General features: G+C 73.4%; 21 protein-coding genes. 10 read left to right on the forward strand and 11 right to left on the reverse strand.

The window, feature by feature from the left end:
• Nucleotides 1-4: 4 nt before the first annotated feature.
• Together DMH08_RS19240 and DMH08_RS19245 are read right to left on the reverse strand one after the other, a co-directional pair.
• Entirely contained in the window at nt 5-1534 is a 1530-nt protein-coding gene (locus DMH08_RS19240; protein ID WP_125616572.1) for an acyl-CoA synthetase, read from the reverse strand.
• Nucleotides 1535-1580: 46 nt separating this feature from the next.
• Entirely contained in the window at nt 1581-1829 is a 249-nt protein-coding gene (locus DMH08_RS19245) for a DUF397 domain-containing protein (protein WP_125616575.1), read from the reverse strand.
• Nucleotides 1830-2035: 206 nt separating this feature from the next.
• On the opposite strand from DMH08_RS19245, the gene DMH08_RS19250 reads away from it, so the two are divergent.
• Nucleotides 2036-2755 carry an ATP-binding protein gene (locus tag DMH08_RS19250; RefSeq protein ID WP_051300522.1) on the forward strand — a complete coding sequence of 240 codons (720 nt, stop codon included), beginning with the start codon at nt 2036-2038 and terminating at the stop codon, nt 2753-2755.
• Here the strand turns inward: DMH08_RS19250 and DMH08_RS19255 are convergent.
• Together DMH08_RS19255 and DMH08_RS19260 are read right to left on the reverse strand one after the other, a co-directional pair.
• Nucleotides 2679-4121 (reverse strand): alpha,alpha-trehalose-phosphate synthase (UDP-forming), encoded by a 1443-nt coding sequence (locus DMH08_RS19255; protein WP_051300521.1) that lies wholly within the window; start codon nt 4119-4121, stop codon nt 2679-2681. The two genes, DMH08_RS19250 and DMH08_RS19255, sit on opposite strands and share 77 nt — an antisense overlap.
• Before the next feature lie 424 nt (nt 4122-4545).
• Entirely contained in the window at nt 4546-5010 is a 465-nt protein-coding gene (locus tag DMH08_RS19260; protein WP_125616578.1) for a DoxX family protein, read from the reverse strand.
• A 114-nt stretch (nt 5011-5124) separates the two neighbouring features.
• Between DMH08_RS19260 and DMH08_RS19265 the strand changes: the two genes are divergently transcribed.
• Both DMH08_RS19265 and DMH08_RS19270 read left to right on the forward strand, forming a co-directional pair.
• Complete coding sequence (locus DMH08_RS19265) at nt 5125-5586, forward strand: MarR family winged helix-turn-helix transcriptional regulator (protein ID WP_125616581.1); 462 nt, start codon at nt 5125-5127, stop codon at nt 5584-5586.
• Nucleotide 5587: 1 nt separating this feature from the next.
• Nucleotides 5588-6730, forward strand: a complete 1143-nt coding sequence (locus DMH08_RS19270) for an FAD-binding protein (RefSeq protein WP_125616584.1) — start codon at nt 5588-5590, stop codon at nt 6728-6730.
• Nucleotides 6731-7221: 491 nt separating this feature from the next.
• Here the strand turns inward: DMH08_RS19270 and DMH08_RS19275 are convergent, their stop codons facing one another.
• The 3 genes from DMH08_RS19275 to DMH08_RS19285 are packed head-to-tail and all read right to left on the reverse strand — an operon-like array spanning nt 7222 to nt 9837.
• Complete coding sequence (locus DMH08_RS19275) at nt 7222-7866, reverse strand: response regulator (protein ID WP_199747891.1); 645 nt, start codon at nt 7864-7866, stop codon at nt 7222-7224.
• On the reverse strand, nt 7857-9140 hold the full coding sequence (locus DMH08_RS19280; protein WP_233617685.1) for a sensor histidine kinase: 1284 nt from the start codon (nt 9138-9140) through the stop codon (nt 7857-7859). The genes DMH08_RS19275 and DMH08_RS19280 overlap by 10 nt, the downstream gene beginning before the upstream one ends.
• Nucleotides 9121-9837 carry a DedA family protein gene (locus tag DMH08_RS19285; protein WP_084550082.1) on the reverse strand — a complete coding sequence of 239 codons (717 nt, stop codon included), beginning with the start codon at nt 9835-9837 and terminating at the stop codon, nt 9121-9123. Before DMH08_RS19285 ends, DMH08_RS19280 begins: the two co-directional genes overlap by 20 nt.
• 251 nt (nt 9838-10088) lie before the next feature.
• On the opposite strand from DMH08_RS19285, the gene DMH08_RS19290 reads away from it, so the two are divergent.
• The 3 genes from DMH08_RS19290 (at nt 10089) to DMH08_RS19300 (ending at nt 11920) form a co-directional block, all read left to right on the forward strand.
• Nucleotides 10089-10904 carry an SAM-dependent methyltransferase gene (locus DMH08_RS19290; protein WP_026401914.1) on the forward strand — a complete coding sequence of 272 codons (816 nt, stop codon included), beginning with the start codon at nt 10089-10091 and terminating at the stop codon, nt 10902-10904.
• A 183-nt stretch (nt 10905-11087) separates the two neighbouring features.
• Nucleotides 11088-11579 carry a hypothetical protein gene (locus DMH08_RS19295; RefSeq protein WP_125616587.1) on the forward strand — a complete coding sequence of 164 codons (492 nt, stop codon included), beginning with the start codon at nt 11088-11090 and terminating at the stop codon, nt 11577-11579.
• Between the two features lie 128 nt (nt 11580-11707).
• Nucleotides 11708-11920: a DUF5999 family protein gene (locus DMH08_RS19300; protein WP_026401912.1), complete on the forward strand. Its 213-nt coding sequence runs from the start codon at nt 11708-11710 to the stop codon at nt 11918-11920.
• 12 nt (nt 11921-11932) lie between these two features.
• On the opposite strand, the gene DMH08_RS19305 is transcribed toward DMH08_RS19300, so the two are convergent.
• Nucleotides 11933-12583: a YdcF family protein gene (locus DMH08_RS19305; protein WP_125616590.1), complete on the reverse strand. Its 651-nt coding sequence runs from the start codon at nt 12581-12583 to the stop codon at nt 11933-11935.
• Between the two features lie 125 nt (nt 12584-12708).
• Between DMH08_RS19305 and DMH08_RS19310 the strand changes: the two genes are divergently transcribed.
• Both DMH08_RS19310 and DMH08_RS42405 read left to right on the forward strand, forming a co-directional pair.
• The gene (locus DMH08_RS19310; RefSeq protein ID WP_026401910.1) at nt 12709-12981 is read left to right on the forward strand and encodes a hypothetical protein; all 273 of its coding nucleotides are present in this window, start codon (nt 12709-12711) and stop codon (nt 12979-12981) included.
• A gap of 146 nt (nt 12982-13127) precedes the next feature.
• Nucleotides 13128-15245 carry a DUF4041 domain-containing protein gene (locus DMH08_RS42405; RefSeq protein ID WP_125616592.1) on the forward strand — a complete coding sequence of 706 codons (2118 nt, stop codon included), beginning with the start codon at nt 13128-13130 and terminating at the stop codon, nt 15243-15245.
• On the opposite strand, the gene DMH08_RS19320 is transcribed toward DMH08_RS42405, so the two are convergent.
• On the reverse strand, nt 15218-16009 hold the full coding sequence (locus DMH08_RS19320; RefSeq protein WP_026401909.1) for an SAM-dependent methyltransferase: 792 nt from the start codon (nt 16007-16009) through the stop codon (nt 15218-15220). The genes DMH08_RS42405 and DMH08_RS19320 overlap by 28 nt on opposite strands.
• Nucleotides 16010-16091: 82 nt before the next feature.
• Complete coding sequence (locus tag DMH08_RS19325) at nt 16092-16715, reverse strand: PepSY domain-containing protein (RefSeq protein WP_125616595.1); 624 nt, start codon at nt 16713-16715, stop codon at nt 16092-16094.
• A gap of 131 nt (nt 16716-16846) precedes the next feature.
• Between DMH08_RS19325 and DMH08_RS19330 the strand changes: the two genes are divergently transcribed.
• Nucleotides 16847-17527, forward strand: coding sequence for a response regulator transcription factor (locus DMH08_RS19330; protein ID WP_026401907.1), 681 nt, complete (start codon nt 16847-16849; stop codon nt 17525-17527).
• Between the two features lies 1 nt (nt 17528).
• Complete coding sequence (locus DMH08_RS19335) at nt 17529-18953, forward strand: sensor histidine kinase (protein ID WP_125616598.1); 1425 nt, start codon at nt 17529-17531, stop codon at nt 18951-18953.
• Here DMH08_RS19335 and DMH08_RS19340 read toward each other — a convergent pair.
• The coding region (locus DMH08_RS19340; RefSeq protein ID WP_267898559.1) for an acyl-CoA dehydrogenase family protein at nt 18946-19104 on the reverse strand (159 nt) is incomplete at its 5' end. The two genes, DMH08_RS19335 and DMH08_RS19340, sit on opposite strands and share 8 nt — an antisense overlap.

A 19104-nucleotide genomic window follows, 5' to 3' on the forward strand; every position in this document is an offset into this window, starting at 1 on the left:
CGTCTCAGGACGCCGCCGCGTCCTTCCAGTACTCGTCCTTCAGCAGGCGCTTGTAGAGCTTGCCGGTGGGGTGGCGGGGCAGTTCGGCGCGGAAGTCGACCGAACGCGGGCACTTGTAGTGGGCGAGCCGGTCGCGGCAGTAGGCGATCAGCTCGGCCTCCAGCTCGGGGCCCGCGTCGTCCATGCCGAGGGGCTGGACGACCGCCTTGACGGCCTCGCCCATCTCCGGGTCCGGGACGCCGAGGACGGCGACGTCGGCGACCTTCGGATGCACGGCGAGGACGTTCTCGGCCTCCTGCGGGTAGATGTTCACGCCGCCGCTGATGATCATGTAGGCGCGGCGGTCGGTGAGGTAGATGAAGCCGTCCTCGTCGACGTAGCCGACGTCGCCGAGGGTGCTCCAGCCGCGCCCCTTCGGGTCGCGGGACGCCGCGGTCTTGTCCTCGTCGCCGTGGTACTCGAACTCGGGCCCCTCGCCGAAGTACAGCGTCCCGGGGGTGCCGGGCGGGACCTCCTCGCCGTTCTCGTCGCACACGTGCACCTGCCCGAAAACGGGGCGTCCGACGGTGCCCTTGTGGGTCAGCCAGTCCTCGGAGTCGGTGTAGACGAAGCAGTTGCCCTCGGTGCCCGCGTAGTACTCGTGGAGGATCGGCCCCCACCAGTCGATCATCTGCTCCTTGACCGGGACGGGGCAGGGCGCCGCGGCGTGCACGGCGGCGCGCAGGCTCGACACGTCGTACCGGGCGCGGGTCTCCTCCGGGAGCTTCAGCATCCGGATGAACATGGTCGGGACCCACTGGCTGTGCGTGACGCCGTACTTCTCGATGGCGGCGAGCGCGCCCTCGGGATCGAACTTCTCCATCACCACGACGGTGGCGCCGAAGCGCTGGAAGGTGATGCAGTAGCGCAGCGGCGCCGCGTGGTAGAGCGGCGCCGGGGACAGGTACACCGAGTCGCCGTCGGGCTGGAACAGCAGCGAGATCAGCTGGGTCAGGGGCCCGGGCGTGCCCATGGGCGCCTTGCTGAGGGCGGGCTTCACTCCCTTGGGCCGGCCCGTCGTCCCGGACGAGTAGAGCATGTCGACGCCCTCGCACTCGTCCTCGATGGACGTGGCGGGGTGCGCGGCGACGCGGTCCTCGTAGGACTCGTAGCCGGGGGCCGTGCCGCCGAGCATGAGGCGCAGCGGCACGTCCGGCGGGTTCTGCGCGACGGCCGGGATCGACGCGTCGGCGATGAACACCTTGGCCTCGCAGTTGCCCACGATGTAGGCGACCTCGTCGGCGCCGAGCCGTGAGCTCACGGCCGTGTAGTAGAGCCCGGACCGCTGGGCGGCCCAGGCGATGGCCAGGTAGAGCGGGTGGTTCTCGAGCATGAACGCGATGTGGTCCCCCGGGCGCAGCCCCTCCGCGCGGAGCAGCTGCGCGAGCCGGTTGGACTCCTCGTTCAGTTCCCGGTAAGTGACGGTGCGGCCCGAGCCCGCCATGATCACGGCGGGCTTGTCGGGCGTCTGTGCGGCGATCTGCCCCAGGTGCATAGCCGCACGTTAGCGGGCCGGAACCCCGAATGGAATGGGATTCGGTTTATTCGGCCGCACAGACCAGCATGTGGTCGAAGTCACCGTCCTTGGCCCCGCCCACGAACGCCTCCACCTCCTCGCGCGTGTAGACGAGGACGGCCCCCTCGGGATCCCGGGAGTTGCGCACGGCGATGTCTCCGCTGGGGAGTTCGGCGAGCTCGACGCAGTTGCCGCTCGGATTGCTCCGCCGGCTCTTCTGCCAGACGAGTCCGTTGCGGCTAGCGCCGCCGGGCGGCTTCTGGTGGCCGTTCATCATTGCCCCCTCTAGGCGTGTCCGCCTCCCCGCAGGGAGGCCGCGATCTCGCCCCACCCCACACCATGGTACGAGATGCACGTGCATTCGGTCTTGCATTCGTTCTTGCACCCGTTCGTGCAGACGGTCTTGCATCTGCACGACTTGGGGAGCAAGATAGCGAACGCTCGCCGGTGACCAACCCGCTCGCCTCTGAGGTTCACACCATGACCGTTGACCAGGCAGACGACGTCGCGGCGCACGCCGCCAGGCACGGCGCCCTCCGCGGCGCCGGGGACGCCCTACGGCCGCGGGACGCCGCGGCCGGGCACGCGCCCTGGCCGGACGCGCACGCGCCGGCCCCCGCGCACGCGGACGCGCCCATGGACGGCCCCGCCGTCCCCGCGGCCCCGGTGCCGGACCCCGGCCTGGCCGGGCGCTGGCCGACGCCGCACGAGGGCGCTCCGCGCACGGCGCGGCACGTCCTGCCGGCCGAGATCACCGCGCCCCGCGCGGCGCGCGAGTTCGCCGAGGCCACGCTCCGCGAGTGGGGCCTGGCGGACGACGCCGCGGACATCGTCGTCACGGTCTCGGAACTGGTCACCAACGCCCTGCGGCACGGCCTGGAGGGTCTCCCCCAGCCGCTGCCCCGGCGCCCGATCCAGCTCGTCCTGATCGGCCACCGGCGGCGGCTCGTCGTGGCGGTGACCGACCCGAGCGGGCGCGCGCCCGAGCCCGCGACGGTGGACCCCGACCGCTTCGTCGAGGGCGGCCGGGGCCTGCTGGTGGTCGGCGCGGTCAGCGACGCCTGGGGCTGGGCGCCGCTGGCGACCGGAGGGAAGTCGGTGTGGGCGGCCTTCGCCCGCCGGGTCAGCCCTCCGGCACCGGAAGGATCTGAGGCCGCACGTCGTCCTGACGCTCCCGCTCCGGACGCTCCAGCTCACTGAGGAACGCGTGGGCCCAGCGGTCCACGTCGTGCTCCAGCACGCGCCGGCGCATCGAGCGCATCCGCCGCGCCAGCTCGGCGGGCTCGGCGCCGAGCGCGTCCAGGAGCCGCTCCTTCAGGCCGTCGATGTCGTAGGGGTTGACGAGGAAGGCGCCGCGCTTGAGCTCGTCCGCGGCGCCGGTGAACTCGCTCAGCACCAGCGCGCCGCGCAGGTCCGCGCGGCACGCGACGTACTCCTTGGCCACCAGGTTCATGCCGTCCCGCAGCGGGGTGACCACCATGACGTCCGCGGCGAGGTAGAGCGCGGCCAGCTCGGCACGGTCGTACGACGTGTGCATATAGTGCACAACCGGAAAACCGATCTCGCCGTACTCGCCGTTGATGCGGCCGACCTCCTGCTCGATCTCCTCGCGCAGCAGCTGGTACTGCTCGACGCGCTCGCGGCTCGGCGTCGCGATCTGCACGAACGCGGCCTCGCCCGGCTTGAGGTGGCCGTCCTCGAACAGCTCGCCGAACGCCTGCAGCCGCTGCCGGATGCCCTTGGTGTAGTCGAGCCGGTCGACCCCCAGCAGCAGCGTGCAGTCGCCGAGGTCGCTGCGGATCTCGGCGGCGCGCTCCCGCACCTCCGGCCGGGCCACGAGCTCGTCCAGCTCGCCGACGTCCACCGAGATCGGGAACGCGCGGGCGCGGACGACGCGGCCGTCCCACAGGACGTCCTGCTTGACGTTGCGGGTGTCGAGCAGCCGCTTGCACAGGCGCACGAAGTTGGCCGCGGCGCCGGGGAGCTGGAAGCCGACGAGGTCGGCGCCGAGCAGCCCCTCCAGGATCCGGCGCCGCCACGGGAGCTGCCAGAACAGCTCCACGGGCGGGAACGGGATGTGCAGGAAGAACCCGATGCGCAGGTCGGGGCGCAGGTCGCGCAGCATCGCCGGGACGAGCTGGAGCTGGTAGTCCTGCACCCAGACGATGCCGCCCTCGGAGGCGACCTCCGCCGCCGCCTCCGCGAACCGCCGGTTGACGCGCACGTAGGCGTCCCACATCGCGCGGTCGTACACGGGCGGCGCCACCACATCGTGGTACAGCGGCCACAGCGTGGCGTTCGAGAAACCCTCGTAGTAAAGCTCGACGTCCTCGGCCGACTGGGAGATCGGGACGAGCGCCATGCCGTCCTCCTCGAACGGCTCCAGGCTCTCGTCCGGCGCCCCGGTCCAGCCGATCCACGTGCCGTTCCGGCGCCGCATGACCGGCGCGATCGCGCTGACCAGCCCGCCGGGGCTCCGCCGCCAGCGCGGAGCGCCGTCCTCTCCGACGATCCGGTCGACCGGAAGCCGGTTGGCCACCACCACGAACTCACTACCGCGCGACACCTGCGACCCGCCTCTCCAGGAACCTCAGTGATCACCATGCCCAGGAACGGTCATCGGGAACATCTTGTCACTTCGACGCAAAGAGATCGTTACGCGAAAAGGGCGCTGTCAGGAACGCGGGGCCGCCGCTGAGGGGGATTGGAGCGGGCCACATCCCTTTCGCGCCAGGTGACCGATGTTTACCGGGACGTCACCTTTGCCGGTCGTTCCTTGCTAAAAAGTGATCCAGATCACACCAGGCGCCGGCGGCGAGGATCACCGGCGCACGGGCCGCAGGGGCGCGGTCGGCCGGGTCGCGGGCGCAGCGCGCCTCCGGCGCCGTCGTCCATGGCTTCATGGTGGCACCCGGAGGACGGCCGGAACGCGCGGAACAGACGAATGCGGGCCCCGCGCGACACGCGCAGGGCCCGCAGGGCGGGGCGGGTCAGGCCGCCGCACCCTCGCGTTCCGGGGCGTCCGCCGCGCGGTGCCGCCCGCCCCAGAGGACGGCGTCCAGCGAGAACCGGCCCGCCCCGGTGAGCGCGAGCAGCAGGGCGACGGCGCCGAGGACGAGGACGAACTCGTAACCGCCGTCGCCCGCGAAGAATCCGGCGTCCTTGTGGACGTACCAGAACGCGCCGGCCATGTTCGCGGCGAGCAGCACACCGACCAGCGGGACGAGGACGCCGACGATCAGCGCGGCGCCGCCGAGCAGTTCCAGCCAGGTCGCGAACGTCGCGGCGGCGCCGGGCAGCGGGATGCCGAGGCCGTCGAACATCGCGGTGACGCCGGCGTGCCCGGTGTCGTTGAGCTTCTGCCAGCCGTGCGCGACGAACACCGCGCCGAGGACCAGTCGGCCGATGAGCAGCCCGGCGTGGAGCAGGTCGGGGTGTCGGCGAGACGGGAGCATGCCTCTCCTCCGGTTGAAGGTTCAAATATGAACTAACGGAACGCTACCAGAGGTCGTTCAATTTCAGACCACCTAGAAACTTCAGGTCGGATCCAGGCCAACTAGAATCACCGCATGAGCGATGCGGGGGAGCCGCTCGACGACGCGGAGATGCGCGCCTGGATGGCGTTCCTCGCCGCCGGGCACCTCATGGACCACGAGGTCGAGCGGCAGCTGAAGAGCGACGGCGGGCTCTCGCATCCGGAGTTCGAGGTCCTGGTGCGGCTGAGATGGGCCGACGGCGGACGGCTGCGGATGTCCGACCTCGCCCGCCAGGTGATGATCTCCAAGAGCCGACTGACCTACCAGGTCACGCAGCTCGAACGGGCCGGGCTCGTGCGGCGCACCGGATGCGAGACCGACCGGCGGTCGGTGTGGGCGGAGCTGACCGACGAGGGCGCCGCCGCGCTCGAACGCGTCCGCCCCGGGCACCGCCGCGTCGTCCGGGAGTCGCTGATCGACGTGCTGTCGCGCGAGGAGATCGAGCTGCTCGGCGACGCTCTGGGCCGCGTCGCCGACCGCCTGCGGGAGCGGTAGCGTGCGCGACTTCGGCGGGATCGTCGAGCGCTCCCCCGCGCGGGTCGTCCGCCCCGGGTCGGCCGCGGAAGTCGCCGCCGCGCTCCGCGACGCCGCCGCGGCGGGCCTGGCCGCCGTCCCGCGCGGCCTCGGGCACTCCACGTTCGGGCAGTCGCTGACCGAGGGCGTCTCGCTCGACATGCGCGGGCTCGCCGGCGTCCACGCGGTCCGGACGGACGGGCCGCGGGGCGCGCACGCGGTCGCGGACGCCGGGACCACCTGGCGGGAGGTCCTGGACGCGACGCTGCCGCACGGCCTCGCCCCGCCCGTGCTGACCGACCACCTCGACGTCACCGTCGGCGGGACGCTGTCGGCGGGCGGCGTCGGCGGCGCTTCGCACCGGCACGGCCTGCAGGCCGCGAACGTCCTGGCGCTCGACGTCGTCCGGTACGGGCGGGACGCGGCGCACGGCGCGGTGACGTGCTCCCCCGAAGCCCGGCCGGACCTGTTCGACGCGGTGCGGGCCGGGCTGGGGCGGCACGGCGTCATCACCCGGGCCGTGCTGCGGCTGGTCCCCGTGCCCGAGCGGGTGCTGTCCTGCACGATCCCGTGCCGCGACGCCGCCGGGCTGCTGCGCGTGCAGCGGGAGACGGCGGCCGAGCACCTGTCGGGGCAGGCCAAGCCGGCGGACGGCGGCGGGTGGCGGTACGAGGCCAAGGCGGTGCTGCACGGCGGCGCGCCGCCGCCCGGCACCGCCGAAGCCGAGGAACTGCCCTACCTCGACTTCGCCGACCGGCTCCGCCCGGACGTGGCGGAGCTCGTCGCGCTCGGCGAGTGGACGCGCCCGCACCCGTGGGGCATGGTGTTCCTGCCCGGGGACCGCGCCGCCGCCCTCATCGAGGCGGAGCTCGCGGCGACGGACCCGGCCGGCGTGGGCCTCAGCGGCGTCGTCCTGATCAAGGCGCTGCGCACCGGGCGCGTGCCCGGGCTCGCCGTCCCGCGCGACCCCGTCCTGCTCGGGATGCTGCGGACGGCGTCGCCGGGCTGCGCGTCCGTCCCGGCGATGCTCGCCGCCAACCGGGCGCTCCTCGACCGCGCCCGCACCGCCGGCGGCACCCGCTACCCCGTCGACTCCGTCGCCGACAAAGCCCCCATCCCGCGATAACCCCGCCCGGCCAACGCACGGCCACGGCCACCCAGCCACCGCCGCCGAGCCACCGCGGCCGAGCCACCGCCGCCGGGCCATGGCCGACCGGTCACGGGCGCCGGGTCACGGCCGCCGGGTCACGGCCAACCGGTCACGGGCGCCGGACCACGCCGCGGGCCACGGGCGCCGGGCCACGGCTGCCGGGCCACGGCTACCGGGCCACGGCTACCGGGCCACGGCTACCGGGTCACGGGCGCCAAGCCACAAGCGTCCAGCCATGAACGCCTAGCCGCGACCAGCCGGTCACGAGCGCCAAGCCACAAGCGCCAAGCCACAGCCGTCCTGGCCACGGGCGTCGAGTCGCGGGGGCCGTCACGGGCCGGGTCGCGGGCGCCGGACCATGAGGGCCGGGCACCGCCGCCCGGCCACGGCCGTCCGGCCACGAACGCCCGGCCGCGGACGCCCGGTCACGAACGCCCGGCCGCGGACGCCCGGTCACGGGCGGCGGGTCACGACTGCAGGTAGCGGAGGACGGCCAGTACGCGGCGGCTGTATCCGGTGGTGGCCGACAGGTCGAGCTTGTCGAAGATCGCGTTGACGTGCTTCTCCACGGCGCTCTGCGAGATGTGCAGGTGCGCGGCGATCGAACCGTTGGTATGTCCCTGCGCCATGTGGTCGATGACGTCCCGTTCGCGGGGCGTCAGCCGGGCCAGCGGATCGGCGTGCGCGCTGTGCGCCAGCAGCCGCCGCACCACCTCGGGGTCGAACGCGGCGCCGCCCGCGGCGATCCGGTCGAGGGCGTCGAGGAACTCGTCGACCTGCGCGACCCGGTCCTTGAGCAGGTAGCCGACACCGGCGGTGTCCGCGGTGATCAGCTCGGCGGCGTACCGCTTCTCCACGTACTGCGACAGGACGAGCACCCCCACGCCGGGCCACCGGCGGCGGATCTCCAGCGCGGCGCGCAGCCCCTCGTCGGTGTGCGTCGGCGGCATCCGCACGTCCACGACGACGACGTCGGGCGGCGCCTCCGCCACGGCGGCGAGCAGCGCGTCGCCGTCGCCGACCGCCGCGGCGATCTCGTGGCCCTCCTCCGCCAGCAGCCGCACCAGCCCCTCGCGCAGCAGCGTCGAGTCCTCGGCGAGCATCAACCGCACGGCAGCTCCGCGGTGATCACGGTGGGCCCGCCGGGCGGGCTGTCCACGGCGAACGCGCCGTCCAGTGCGGCGACCCGGCGGGCCAGCCCCGCCAGCCCGCCGCCGCGGGGGTCGGCTCCCCCGGTCCCGTCGTCCTCGACGCGCACGCCGATCCTCCCGTCCCGCTCCGCGACGTCGACGCGGACCCGGCCCGCGCCCGAGTGCTTGTTGGCGTTGGTGACCGCCTCGCAGACGACGAAGTAGGCGGCGGTCTCCACCGGGTGCGGGGGCCGTGCGGGCACGTCGAAGCCGATCGCCACCGGGACCGCCGACCGCTCCGCGACCGTCTCCAGCGCCGCCCGCAGGCCCTCCCCGTCGAGCGCCGCCGGGAACACGCGCCAGCTCACCTCGCGCAGGTCGTCCAGGGCGCGCCGCGACTCCTCGTGCGCCTGCCGCAGCAGCTCGGCGGCCCGCTCCGGGTCGGCGCCGCCCGCGCGGCGGGCCCGTCCGATCAGCATGCCGAGCGCGACGAGCCGCTGCTGGACGCCGTCGTGCAGGTCGCGCTCGATGCGGCGGCGCTCGTCGTCGACGGCGTCCACGACCTGGGCGCGCGTCACCCGCAGCTCGGCGATGCGGCGGCGGTAGGCGTCCAGCGGGCTCGGGCCGAGGCGGCGGCGGGCGGTCGCCCGCTCCAGCGCGACGACCCCGGCCAGGCCCTGCACGGCGAGGAACAGCAGCACCGCGCCCGCGAGGAACGTGTAGACGACGATCCAGGGGTGCGGCGGGATGCCGTCCATGTAGTCGCCGGTGATCCACCAGCTCGCCGTCAGGCCGACGCCCAGGTACACCCCGTAGGCGATCAGGCCCAGGACCGTCCCGCCGAGGAGACCGACCGGGGCGCGCAGCGCCAGGTAGGCGAGCGCGCGGCCCGGGCCGTCCGCGGCCGCGGTCTCCTCCGCGAAGAGCCCCGCGAGCCTGCGCCGCTCCAGCTCCGTGAGCCCGCGGGCCGCGGCGGCGACGGCGTCCGGGACCGGACGCTCGCCGCGCGAGGCGGCCAGCGAGAAAGGCATCAGCACCACCGCGACCAGCAGGAAGGCCAGTTCGGTGAGGGACGTCAGGACGCCGAGCGCGAGCCCGGCGGACGCCCGCGCCGCCCTCCGCGGGACGCTTCGGCCGGCGGCGGAACCGGCACCGGCCGCACGCTGACCGGGAACGTTCCGTTCGGCGAGGCCGCGGTGGAGGCCGTCCCGCTCGGCGCCGGAGGCGGCGACGTCGTCAGAAGGCGCTGTGATCACGCTCGGCGTCTCTCGGACCGGCGCGGTGCGCCCCGCCGCCCCCGTTCCCGTCCTTGCGCGACTTGACGACGCGGAAGGCGATGAACGCCACGAGGGCCACGGCCACCACGGCGATGACCCCCTTGGAGTAGATGCCGACGTACTCCTCGACCTTGTGCCACTGGTCGCCGAGCCCGTACCCGGCCATCACGAAGATCGTGTTCCAGATCGCGCTGCCGAGGGTGGTGTACAGCAGGAACTTGCTCAGCGGCATCCGCTCCACCCCGGCCGGGATGGAGATGAGGCTGCGGAAGATGGGGATCATGCGGCCGAAGAAGACGGCCTTGGCGCCGTGCTTGGCGAACCACGCCTCGGTGCGGTCGAGGTCCTCGATCTTGATGAGCGGGAGCCGGGCGACGAGCCGGCGGATCCGGTCCCGGCCGATGACCGCCCCGATGCCGTACAGGGCGAGCGCGCCGACGACCGCGCCGACGGTCGTCCAGATCAGGGCGGCGATGAGGTTCATCTTGCCCTGCGACGCGGTGAACCCGGCGAGCGGCAGGATGATCTCGCTGGGCAGCGGCGGGAACAGGTTCTCCAGCGCGATGGCGATCCCCGCGCCCGGCGCGCCCATCTGCTCCATCAGGTCGGTGGCCCAGCCGGCGATGCCGCCCACCGGCTCGCCCTCGGTCGCCGCCAAAAACGTCATTGTGATCATGCCTCGCCACACTAGAGATCCGCCGATACCGCCACCATGGAGCGCACCGCCGACCTTACCGGCCGCACGCCGCATCCCTGCCCTGCGGAAAACCGCACCCCGCCGCCTCCGCCGCGCGCCGCACCGGACGGCGGCCGAGGGGGCGGTGATCGTGGAAAGGCCCACATGGCCGGGCGGTTCAGCCTAATGTGGAAGTCCCCACCGTATAAGGCTTTCAACACCGCCGCACCGATCAGCGAGGAGCCGCGCACGTGGCCGACGACCTCCCCGAGAACGCCCCGCCCGGGATCGATCCCACCACTCCGACGTTCGCCCGGGTGTACGACTACTTCCTCGGCGGCAAGGACAACTTCGCCGCCGACCGCGAGGTCGCGGACATGGTGATGCAGCTCGTCCCGGAGGCGCCCGTCGTCGCGCAGGGCAACCGCGTCGCGATCGAGCGGGCCGTGACCTACCTCGCCGGGGACCTCGGCATCGACCAGTTCGTGGACATCGGGTCCGGGCTGCCCACGTCGTCCAACGTGCACCAGTTCGCCAAGGCCGCCGCCCCCGGCGCCCGCGTCGTCTACGTCGACAACGACCCGATCGTCCTCGCGCACGGCCGGGCGCTGCTCACCGAGACCGGCGTCGCGACGTTCATCCAGGGCGACCTCCACGAACCGGGGAAGATCTTCGCCGATCCGGCGCTGACCGCGCTGATCGACCTCGACCGCCCGGTCGGGGTGATCCTGGCCGCGATCATCCACCACGTGCCCGACGACCGGGACCCGGCGGGCGTCGTCCGCGCGCTGCACGAATTCCTGCCGTCCGGCAGCCACGTCATGCTCACGCACCTGCACGACGCGGGGGACGACCCGCGCGTCGAGGAGGCGAGGAAGATCCTGCAGTCGGGGCTCGGCGGGTCCTACTTCCGGCCGGCCTCCGAGATCGAGCGGTTCATGGGCGGGCTGACGATCCTGGAGCCGGGCGTCGAGCTCGTGACCGCGTGGCGGCCGAACGGGCCGGCGGGGCCGCTGGAGCACCCGCTGCACAGCCAGATGGCGGCGGTGCTCGGCCGCAAGGACTGACCGCCGAGGCTCGTGACCGGAACGCCGCCGGGGGGTTTCGGTCACGGGCTTCGCCATTTTCGGTCGCGCTTCACCGGAGATCCGGACAAAGGATCTTTCTGATCGACTTTTCGGTCAGGAAGCCTTCTTGTAGCGTTCGCAGGGTTTTGTGAAGCGCTTTCATGATCCAAAGGACCCCCCGCGATGCCCTTGGCGACTGGCCTGGCCGCCGTGCTGCTCGGCCTGCTGATCCTGCTGGCCGCGACCCGGCGCCCGCCCGTTCCGGCGTCCGGGCACCCCGAGTCGCTGACGGCCGTGCTGGAGCCGGGCGAGGAGGAGTACCTCGCGTGGCTCGCCGACCACCTCTGGCCCGGCGACGAGTACCTGGAGATCGACCGGGACCTGCGCGACGAACTGGGCCTCGACCTCCACGACGGCGCCCCGGCGGACGGACCGTTCGAAGCGCCGCTGTGCCCGCGCTGCGCGCTGCGCCGCGAGGACGTGTGGCCGTGTCCGGCGTGCGGCCGGCTGCTCCACTCGTCCTGCGGCCACGGGATGCGCCGCCGACGCGTCGCCCATCCCTACAGCACCCGCGGCGCGGAATTCGAAGCGGTGATCGCGGAATGGGTCTGCACGGGCTGCGCGTCGGTCGTCGGCCTGGACGTGGATCACGGCGACGAACCGGATCGGCGCTGACGATTGCCCGGCAGCCCGGACCTTTACACGCTTGTAACGTAAAGAATTCCTCATCTACTTGCATATTTCGGACGCACGGCGGCAGGGTGAACTATGTCCTTAATCACAGGGACAGCTGGAGGAATCCCGTGACCGCCCATCCCGACCCGGCGAACTGCGCGCACAAGCCGTGCTGCCCCGCCGCCGACGCCCACGACCGGGACGCCGCGCGCACCGTCGCGCACCACCCCGAGCAGGGCTGGAGCCTGCTGTGCAACGGCATCGTCGTCTTCGACGACACCGGAGAGCTGCTCCCCGACGGCCGGGTCGTCGACCCGCACCGCCCCACCGCGGCCGCCTGACGGCCGCCGCCGTCACCTGATCACGTGACGGTCGTAGCCGAGCCGCACCAGTTCCTCGTAGGCCGCCCACGCCGCCGCCGGAACGGGCATCGGCACCTGGAACCCGCGCTCGGCGTAGACGACCATCCGCTGCAGGTCGCCCACCATCAGCTCGATGAACCGCCGCTCGTCGTCGCCGTACGCGTCGAACCCGATCTCGGGCGCGGTGACCGTCCACGCCGCCTCGGCCCACTGGCGCCGCGCCGTCGCGAGCGACCGGCGCGTCATGTAGGGCTTGGCGACCAGGATCCCGCTGCGCACAACAATGCCCCGCCCGTCCAGCAGGCGGCGCGTCGCGGTGATGTTCTCGCCCGTGTTCGCGGCGGTCTCCTCCAGCACGAGCGCCTCCTCGGGGACGCCGTGCTCGCGCGCCACCCGCGCGAAGACCCGCGCCTCCGTCTCCGCCCACCCGGACGTGATCTTGCCGCGACCGCCCGAGACGACGAGCAGCGGCGCCCGTCCCTCATGCCAAAGCCGGGCGGCATGGACCGCCACCCGCGTGTCGTGGCACCCCAGAGCCAGGATCACGTCAGCCTTGGAGAGAGGGTCGGCCAGCACCAGGTGGTCCCACAGGATCCGGGCCAGCTCGCGCGCCCGCGCGTCCACGGGATCGTGAGTCTCCATGCGCCCATTGTCCCCGGCGGACAGCATGTCGGACTCCCATCCGAACGGTCGTCCCGGTAGCGTTCAACTGTTTCGCTACTTACGCAAGGTTCATGTGGAACCCGACCGCGAAAGGACGGGGTGGTGTGATCACAGTCCTGGTCCTCGTCGCACTGGTCGCCGTGCTCGGCCTGTGCGTCTCCAACCTGCTCCGCCCCTTCGCCCCCGCGGCGCCCGCGGAGCCGCGCCCCGGGCCGCCCGGCGTCCACCCGGAGTCCATGACCGCCGAACTGGACCCCGCGGACGAGGAGTACCTCGCCTGCCTCGCCGACACGCTGTGGCCGAACGACGAGTACCTCGAACCCGAGCACACCACCGACGGCGAAGAGGAGCCCGGCGGCAGCGGCATGCGCCGCTGACCCGCCCACCGCGCCCGTAAACCCGCGACGCGACCGGGCCGTCACACAAAGGTCGAGCGCTCCCCTCGGCATGACCACTGGACGGCGGCACGGTCCACGGTCCCGCGATCGGGAGCGTTCCGCCTTGCACAGGCTGCGAGGAAGCGATGACGGGGCAGACGGCGCCGCGCGCGGCGTACATCGGAATCGAACTCGGGAACGGTGAGGAGCAGGACCTGCGACGGGCCCTCGGGCTCTACCTGAAAAGCGGGGAGAGCCTGCTCGCGATCACCGCGACCGTCAAAGTACTGCCGACCCTCACCCACGTCGCCGTCACCGACCGGCGTGTCCTCGGCTTCTCCGCCGCGGACCTCGTCCGGGAGGGACCGCGACGGGAACTGGCGATCGCCGACGCAGCCCGGATCGAGATTCGCCGGTCCTACAAGCAGCGATGGTTCCTCGTCGCGTTCCGCGGTGCGGGCGATGAGGTCGACTTCGGTGACGTCCACGACGAGGACGCACCGCGCCTGCACGCGCTCGTCGCGGAGCTGATCCGCGCACGCGACGCCGCCCCCGGCGGGCCCGGACGGCCGTCGCCGGCACCTGCGGGGCCCGTGTCTCCCACCGAGCCGGTCCGCCCGCCCGAATTCGTCCGCCCGGCGGAACCCGCTGCCTCCGTGCCCTTCGGGGCGCCGGACTTCACCGCTCCCGCGCCGCCTGTGCCGGCCCCGGCGCCTCCGCCGCCCGTCCCGTCCGCGCCGCCCACCGCCGCTCCCGGCCCCGTTTCGACCGTCCCGCCCGGCGCGCCCGGGTGGCGCTACAACCCGCCGCCGACTTGGCCCGCGCCGCCCGCGGGGTGGGCCCCACCGCCGGGATGGCGTCCGGACCCGAGTTGGCCGCCGGCGCCGCCCGAATGGCGGTTCTGGCTTCCCGCGGCTTCCGTCCCCGCCCCGGCGCACGTCCCCGCGCCCTCGCCGGCCGTCCCGGCCCCGGCCGGATTCGAGGCCGCGGCGCCCCGGGCGGGGACCCGGAGCGTGCCGCGGTTCGGCGGCCGCAAGCAGCGCATCGAAGTGCTGGAGGCCGAGAACGTCCGGCTGCGGGACTGCCTCGAGCGCCTCGGCGGACTCGAGGCCGCCCAGGTAGCCGCGGAGATCGAGCGGTTGCGAGCGGAGGCGGCGGACGTACGGCGTGACGCGGAGAAGACCCGCATCCGGCTCGAGAACCTGCGCAGCGGAATCGTGGAGACGGAGGACACGGCACTCTTGCAGGAGGCCGGGATCTACGAGTACCAGCATCCCCTCGCCGACTCCGTCGCATACAAGGCCGAGCTCGCGAAAGTGCGGGACCGCATCAAGTCCATGGCGCGCAACAACCGGGCCGTCGTCGGCGCCACGAACTGGACGGTCAACGGTTCGGCCGCGCAGGGCGGCAAGATGGTCCGCGACTTCTCCAAGCTCATGCTGCGCGCCTACAACGCCGAGGCCGACAACCTCGTGCGGACCATGCGGCCCTACAAGCTCCAGGCGGCGATCGACCGGCTCGACAAGAGCGCGCAGACGATCGAGCGCCTGGGCAAGACCATGGACATCCGCGTGAGCCGGCAGTACCGGGACGTCCGCATCACGGAGCTCCGGCTGACCGCCGATCACCTCGCCAAGCTGGAGGAGGAGAAGGAACGGGTCCGGGCCGAGCGGGAGCAGCAGCGCGAGGAGGAGAAGGCGCGCAAGGAGTTCGAACGGGAGAAGGCGCGTCTGCTGAAGGAACGCTCACATGTGGAGGCGGCGCTCGCCCGGCTGGAGGAGCGCGGTGACGGCGAGGGCGCCGCGGAACTGCGGGCCAAGCTGGCGGACGTGGACGACGCGATCAGCGATGTCGAGGGACGGGCCGCGAAGGCGCGCGCCGGCTACGTGTACGTCATCTCCAACATCGGCGCGTTCGGCGAGCGGATGGTGAAGATCGGGATGACCCGGCGGCTCGACCCGATGGACCGGGTCCGCGAGCTCGGTGACGCGTCCGTCCCGTTCCGGTTCGACGTGCATGCGCTGATCTTCAGCGAGGACGCCGTCGGGCTGGAGGGAGACTTGCACCGGGAGTTCGCGGAGCGGCGCGTCAACCGGGTCAATATGCGGCGGGAGTTCTTCTACGCCACGCCCGCGGAGGTGCGGAGGGCGTTGGAGCGGATCGCGGGCGCGCATCTCGTTGAGTACACCGAGACGCCGGAGGCGGTGGAGTTTCGGGCCGGTGGGGGGCGGGAGGGTCAGAGTTTGCGGCCGACGCCGCCGTAGGCGTCGACGTCGTCGGCGGGGTGCTCGGGGCGCCAGCGGGTGATGGGGACGATGCCGGGCCGGAGGATCTCGAGCCCCTCGAAGAACCGGGCGATGCGCTCGGGGGTGCGCAGGACGAGGGGCGAGTCGCCGGACGCGTTCCACACTTCGACGATCTTGTCCGAGTCCGCGCCGTGCACCACGTTCGTCCCGTCGTACATGGCGAGGTAGCTGCCCGGGGCGAGGGCGTCCATGAGCCGCCGGACGATCGCGTACGCCTCGTCGTCGTCGGTGATGAACTCGAGGACGCCCATCAGCGTCAGCGCGACCGGCTCGTCGAGGTCGAGCGTCTCGGCGGCCGCCTCGAGGATGCGTCCGGGGTCGCGCAGGTCGGCGTGGACGTACGCGGTGCTGCCCTCGGGGGTGCTGGTGAGCAGCGCTCTCGCGTGGGCCAGCACCATCGGGTCGTTGTCGATGTAGACGATGCGCGATTCGGGCGCGGCGCGCTGCGCCACCTCGTGGGTGTTGTCGACGGTGGGCAGGCCGGTGCCGACGTCGACGAACTGGCGGACGCCCGCCTCGGCGGTGAGGAACCACACGACGCGGTTGAGGTAGTGGCGGGACGCGCGGGCGAGGCGCGCGACGTCCGGGAGCATGCGGAGGATCTGGTCGCCGACCCGGCGGTCCACGGGGTAGTTGTCCTTGCCGCCGAGCCAGTAGTTCCAGATGCGCGCCACCTGCGGGACGGTCGTGTCGACGCCGGGCGCCGGTGCCTGGTCGCTCATAGCCCCCCTCTCGTCCCGCCGTGATCGGTGTCTTCCCGGCGGCGGCGCCCCCCATTCACGGGCGGGGGACGCCGCGGAGGCGTCAGTCGTCGTCCCGGTCGTCGTCGCGGTCGTCGTCCCGGTCGTCGTCGTCGCGGTCGTCGGCCTGGTTCTGGAGCACCTTGCCGGAGGCTGCGTCCACGGTGACCTCGCGCTCGGTGCCGTCCGAGCCCGCGACCTCGACCTCCCAGGAGGGAGCGGTCCCGGCCTGGAAGTCGACGGACGTGACGGTGCCGGGCGCGGCCCGCAGGGCGGCGTTCGCGGCGGCGACGGCGGTCGTCTTCGCGCCGCCCAGCGCCTTCGTCTCGCGGCGGTCGTCGTCGTCATCGTCGTCGTCCCGGTCGGCCCGGTTGCGGACGACCTCGCCCGAGCCGGCGTCGACGTCCACGGTGCGGACGCCGCCGGACGCGGCGACGTCGACCTCCCAGACGGGAGTGTCGCCGTCGTCGTCGAGGTCGATGTCCTCGACCGTGCCGGGGGCCGCCTTCAGCGCGGCCTGCGCGGCCTGGACGGCGGTGACGCGGGTGCCCGCGGGGACCGCCTCGTCGCCGTCGTCGGCCGCGGCGACGGCCGCGGTGGCGGCTCCGCCGCCGGCGACGGCCGCCGCGGCGAGCGCCGTGACCAGCAGCCTGCGGCCGGTGAGGATGCGGCGCGCGTCGATGCCCATGTGGTTCCACCTCCGGTGTCGGTGTGTCGTGGCCGGTCGGCCCGTACGTCACCGACGATGTCGGACGTTCCTGTAGCGCACCTGAAGCGACCTGAAGCTTTCTTCAGGAACGGTTTGGCAGGCTGTCCTCCATGCGCCTGCTCATCGTCGAGGACGAGAAACGCCTCGCCACGTCCCTGGCCCGCGGCCTGACCGCCGAGGGGTTCACGGTGGACGTCGTCCATGACGGCGCCACCGGGTACGAGCGGGCGTCCGGCGGCGGCTACGACCTGGTCGTCCTCGACATCATGCTCCCCGGGATGAACGGCTACCGGGTGTGCGCGGCGCTGCGGGCGGCGGGGGACGAGACCCCGATCCTGATGCTGACCGCCAAGGACGGCGAGTACGACGAGGCCGAGGGCCTGGACACCGGCGCGGACGACTACCTGACGAAGCCGTTCTCGTACGTGGTGCTGGTGGCCCGGGTCCGCGCGCTGCTGCGGCGGCGCACGCGGGGCGCGGCGCCGTCGATCGTCCTGGGCGACCTCACCGTGGACCCCGCCGCCCGCCGGGTGTTCCGCGGCGACGAGGAGGTCGAGCTGACGGCCAAGGAGTTCGCGGTGCTGGAGCACCTGGCGGTGAACGCGGGCCGGGTCGTGTCGAAGGCGCAGATCATCGAGGCCGTGTGGGACCTCGCCTACGACGGCGACCCCAACATCGTCGAGGTGTACGTGAGCGCGCTGCGCCGCAAGCTGGACGTGCCGTTCGGCCGCAGGTCGATCGCGACGGTGCGGGGCGCCGGCTACCGGCTGGCGCGGGACGGGGGCGCCTGAGATGTCCCCCGGGCGCAGGTTCGGATCCGTCCGGGCGCGGACGACGCTGGGCGCGACGGCCGTCGTGGCCGCAGCACTGATCGCCGCGGGGCTCGCGGTCGTCCTGCTGCTGCGCGCCGAGCTGGGCGGGCAGACGGACCTGCGGTCGGAGGTCGCGGCGCGGGAGGTGGCGTCGCAGCTCGCGGCGGGCACCCCGTTCGGGTCGCTGGAGCTTCCCGACGACGACGAGCATCCCGTGCAGGTCGTGGACGGGACGGGGCGGGTGCGCGCGGCGAGCGAGGACCTGACCGGGATCGCGGGGGCGGCGTCGGCCCCGGCCGTCCCGCCGGCGGACGCCGGGGACGACGACTCCGACGACGATGACGACGACGCTCCGCGCCGCGGCGAGGTCTCCGGCGACGACCCGTCCTTCACCACCGGCGCCGCGACCGTCGACGGCCGGACGGAGGACTACCGGTTCGCGGCGGTCGAGGTGACGACGCCCGCGGGCGAGACCGTCACCGTGCACGCGGGCACCGAGCTGGACGCGTCCCGCAGCACCGTCGGGACGGTGACGCGCTCGATGCTCGCCGGGCTGCCGCCGCTGCTCGCCGTGGTGGCGGGCGTGACGTGGCTGGTGACGCGGCGGGCGCTGCGGCCGGTGGAGGCGGTCCGCGCGGAACTCGCGGAGATCACCGTGTCGGGCGACCTGTCGCGGCGGGTGCCCGTGCCGGAGGCGCGGGACGAGGTCGGCCGGCTCGCCGCCACGACGAACGCGACCCTCGCCGCGCTGGAGGACTCGGTGGCGAAGCAGCGCGCGTTCGTCGCGGACGCGTCGCACGAGCTGCGCAGCCCGATCGCGTCGCTGCGCACGCAGCTGGAGGTGGCGGCCGCGCATCCGGAGCTGCTGGACGTGCCGGGCGCGGTGGACGACGTCGTCCGGTTGCAGCACCTGGCGGCCGACCTGCTGCTCCTCGCGCGGATCGACGCGGGCGAGCGCCCCCCGCCGCGTCCCGTCCGGGTCGCGGAGCTGGTGCGGGACGAGCTCGACCGGCGGGCCGCCGGGGACCGCGTCCCCGTGCGGGCGTCCGTGGACGGCGACCCGCGGGTGACGGGCGTGCCGGGACGGCTGGCGCGGGTGCTCGGCAACCTGCTGGACAACGCCGAGCGGCACGCCGACCGGGTCGTCCGCCTCACCGCCGGCCGGGAGGGGCGGGACGTCGTGCTGCGGGTCGCCGACGACGGCCCCGGGGTCCCGGCGGCCGACCGCGAGCGCGTCTTCGAGCGGTTCGTGCGGCTGGACGACGCGCGCAGCCGGGACGAGGGCGGCGCGGGGCTCGGTCTCGCGATCGCCCGCGACCTGGTGGCGGCGCACGGCGGCACCCTGACGGTCCGGGACGCGCCGGAGGGCGGCGCCCTGTTCGAGGTGCGGCTGCCCGCTACTTGAGGAGCTGGCGGGCCATGACCATCCGCTGGATCTGGTTGGTCCCCTCGTAGATCTGCGTGATCTTGGCGTCGCGCATCATCCGCTCCACCGGGAAGTCCCGCGTGTACCCGTACCCGCCCAGCAACTGCACCGCATCGGTCGTGACGTCCAT

The organism is Actinomadura sp. WAC 06369 (assembly GCF_003947565.1).
Taxonomy (GTDB): Bacteria; Actinomycetota; Actinomycetes; order Streptosporangiales; family Streptosporangiaceae; genus Spirillospora; species Spirillospora rifamycini.

Excerpts from the sequence above, each read along its gene's own strand:
- DMH08_RS19240 (WP_125616572.1), bottom strand. The coding sequence starts at position 1,534 with ATGCACCTGGGGCAGATCGCCGCACAGACGCCCGACAAGCCCGCCGTG.
- DMH08_RS19245 (WP_125616575.1), bottom strand. The coding sequence starts at position 1,829 with ATGAACGGCCACCAGAAGCCGCCCGGCGGCGCTAGCCGCAACGGACTC.
- DMH08_RS19250 (WP_051300522.1), top strand. The coding sequence starts at position 2,036 with ATGACCGTTGACCAGGCAGACGACGTCGCGGCGCACGCCGCCAGGCAC.
- DMH08_RS19260 (WP_125616578.1), bottom strand. The coding sequence starts at position 5,010 with ATGCTCCCGTCTCGCCGACACCCCGACCTGCTCCACGCCGGGCTGCTC.
- DMH08_RS19265 (WP_125616581.1), top strand. The coding sequence starts at position 5,125 with ATGAGCGATGCGGGGGAGCCGCTCGACGACGCGGAGATGCGCGCCTGG.
- DMH08_RS19285 (WP_084550082.1), bottom strand. The coding sequence starts at position 9,837 with ATGATCACAATGACGTTTTTGGCGGCGACCGAGGGCGAGCCGGTGGGC.
- DMH08_RS19295 (WP_125616587.1), top strand. The coding sequence starts at position 11,088 with ATGCCCTTGGCGACTGGCCTGGCCGCCGTGCTGCTCGGCCTGCTGATC.
- DMH08_RS19305 (WP_125616590.1), bottom strand. The coding sequence starts at position 12,583 with ATGGAGACTCACGATCCCGTGGACGCGCGGGCGCGCGAGCTGGCCCGG.
- DMH08_RS42405 (WP_125616592.1), top strand. The coding sequence starts at position 13,128 with ATGACGGGGCAGACGGCGCCGCGCGCGGCGTACATCGGAATCGAACTC.
- DMH08_RS19320 (WP_026401909.1), bottom strand. The coding sequence starts at position 16,009 with ATGAGCGACCAGGCACCGGCGCCCGGCGTCGACACGACCGTCCCGCAG.
- DMH08_RS19325 (WP_125616595.1), bottom strand. The coding sequence starts at position 16,715 with ATGGGCATCGACGCGCGCCGCATCCTCACCGGCCGCAGGCTGCTGGTC.
- DMH08_RS19330 (WP_026401907.1), top strand. The coding sequence starts at position 16,847 with ATGCGCCTGCTCATCGTCGAGGACGAGAAACGCCTCGCCACGTCCCTG.
- DMH08_RS19335 (WP_125616598.1), top strand. The coding sequence starts at position 17,529 with ATGTCCCCCGGGCGCAGGTTCGGATCCGTCCGGGCGCGGACGACGCTG.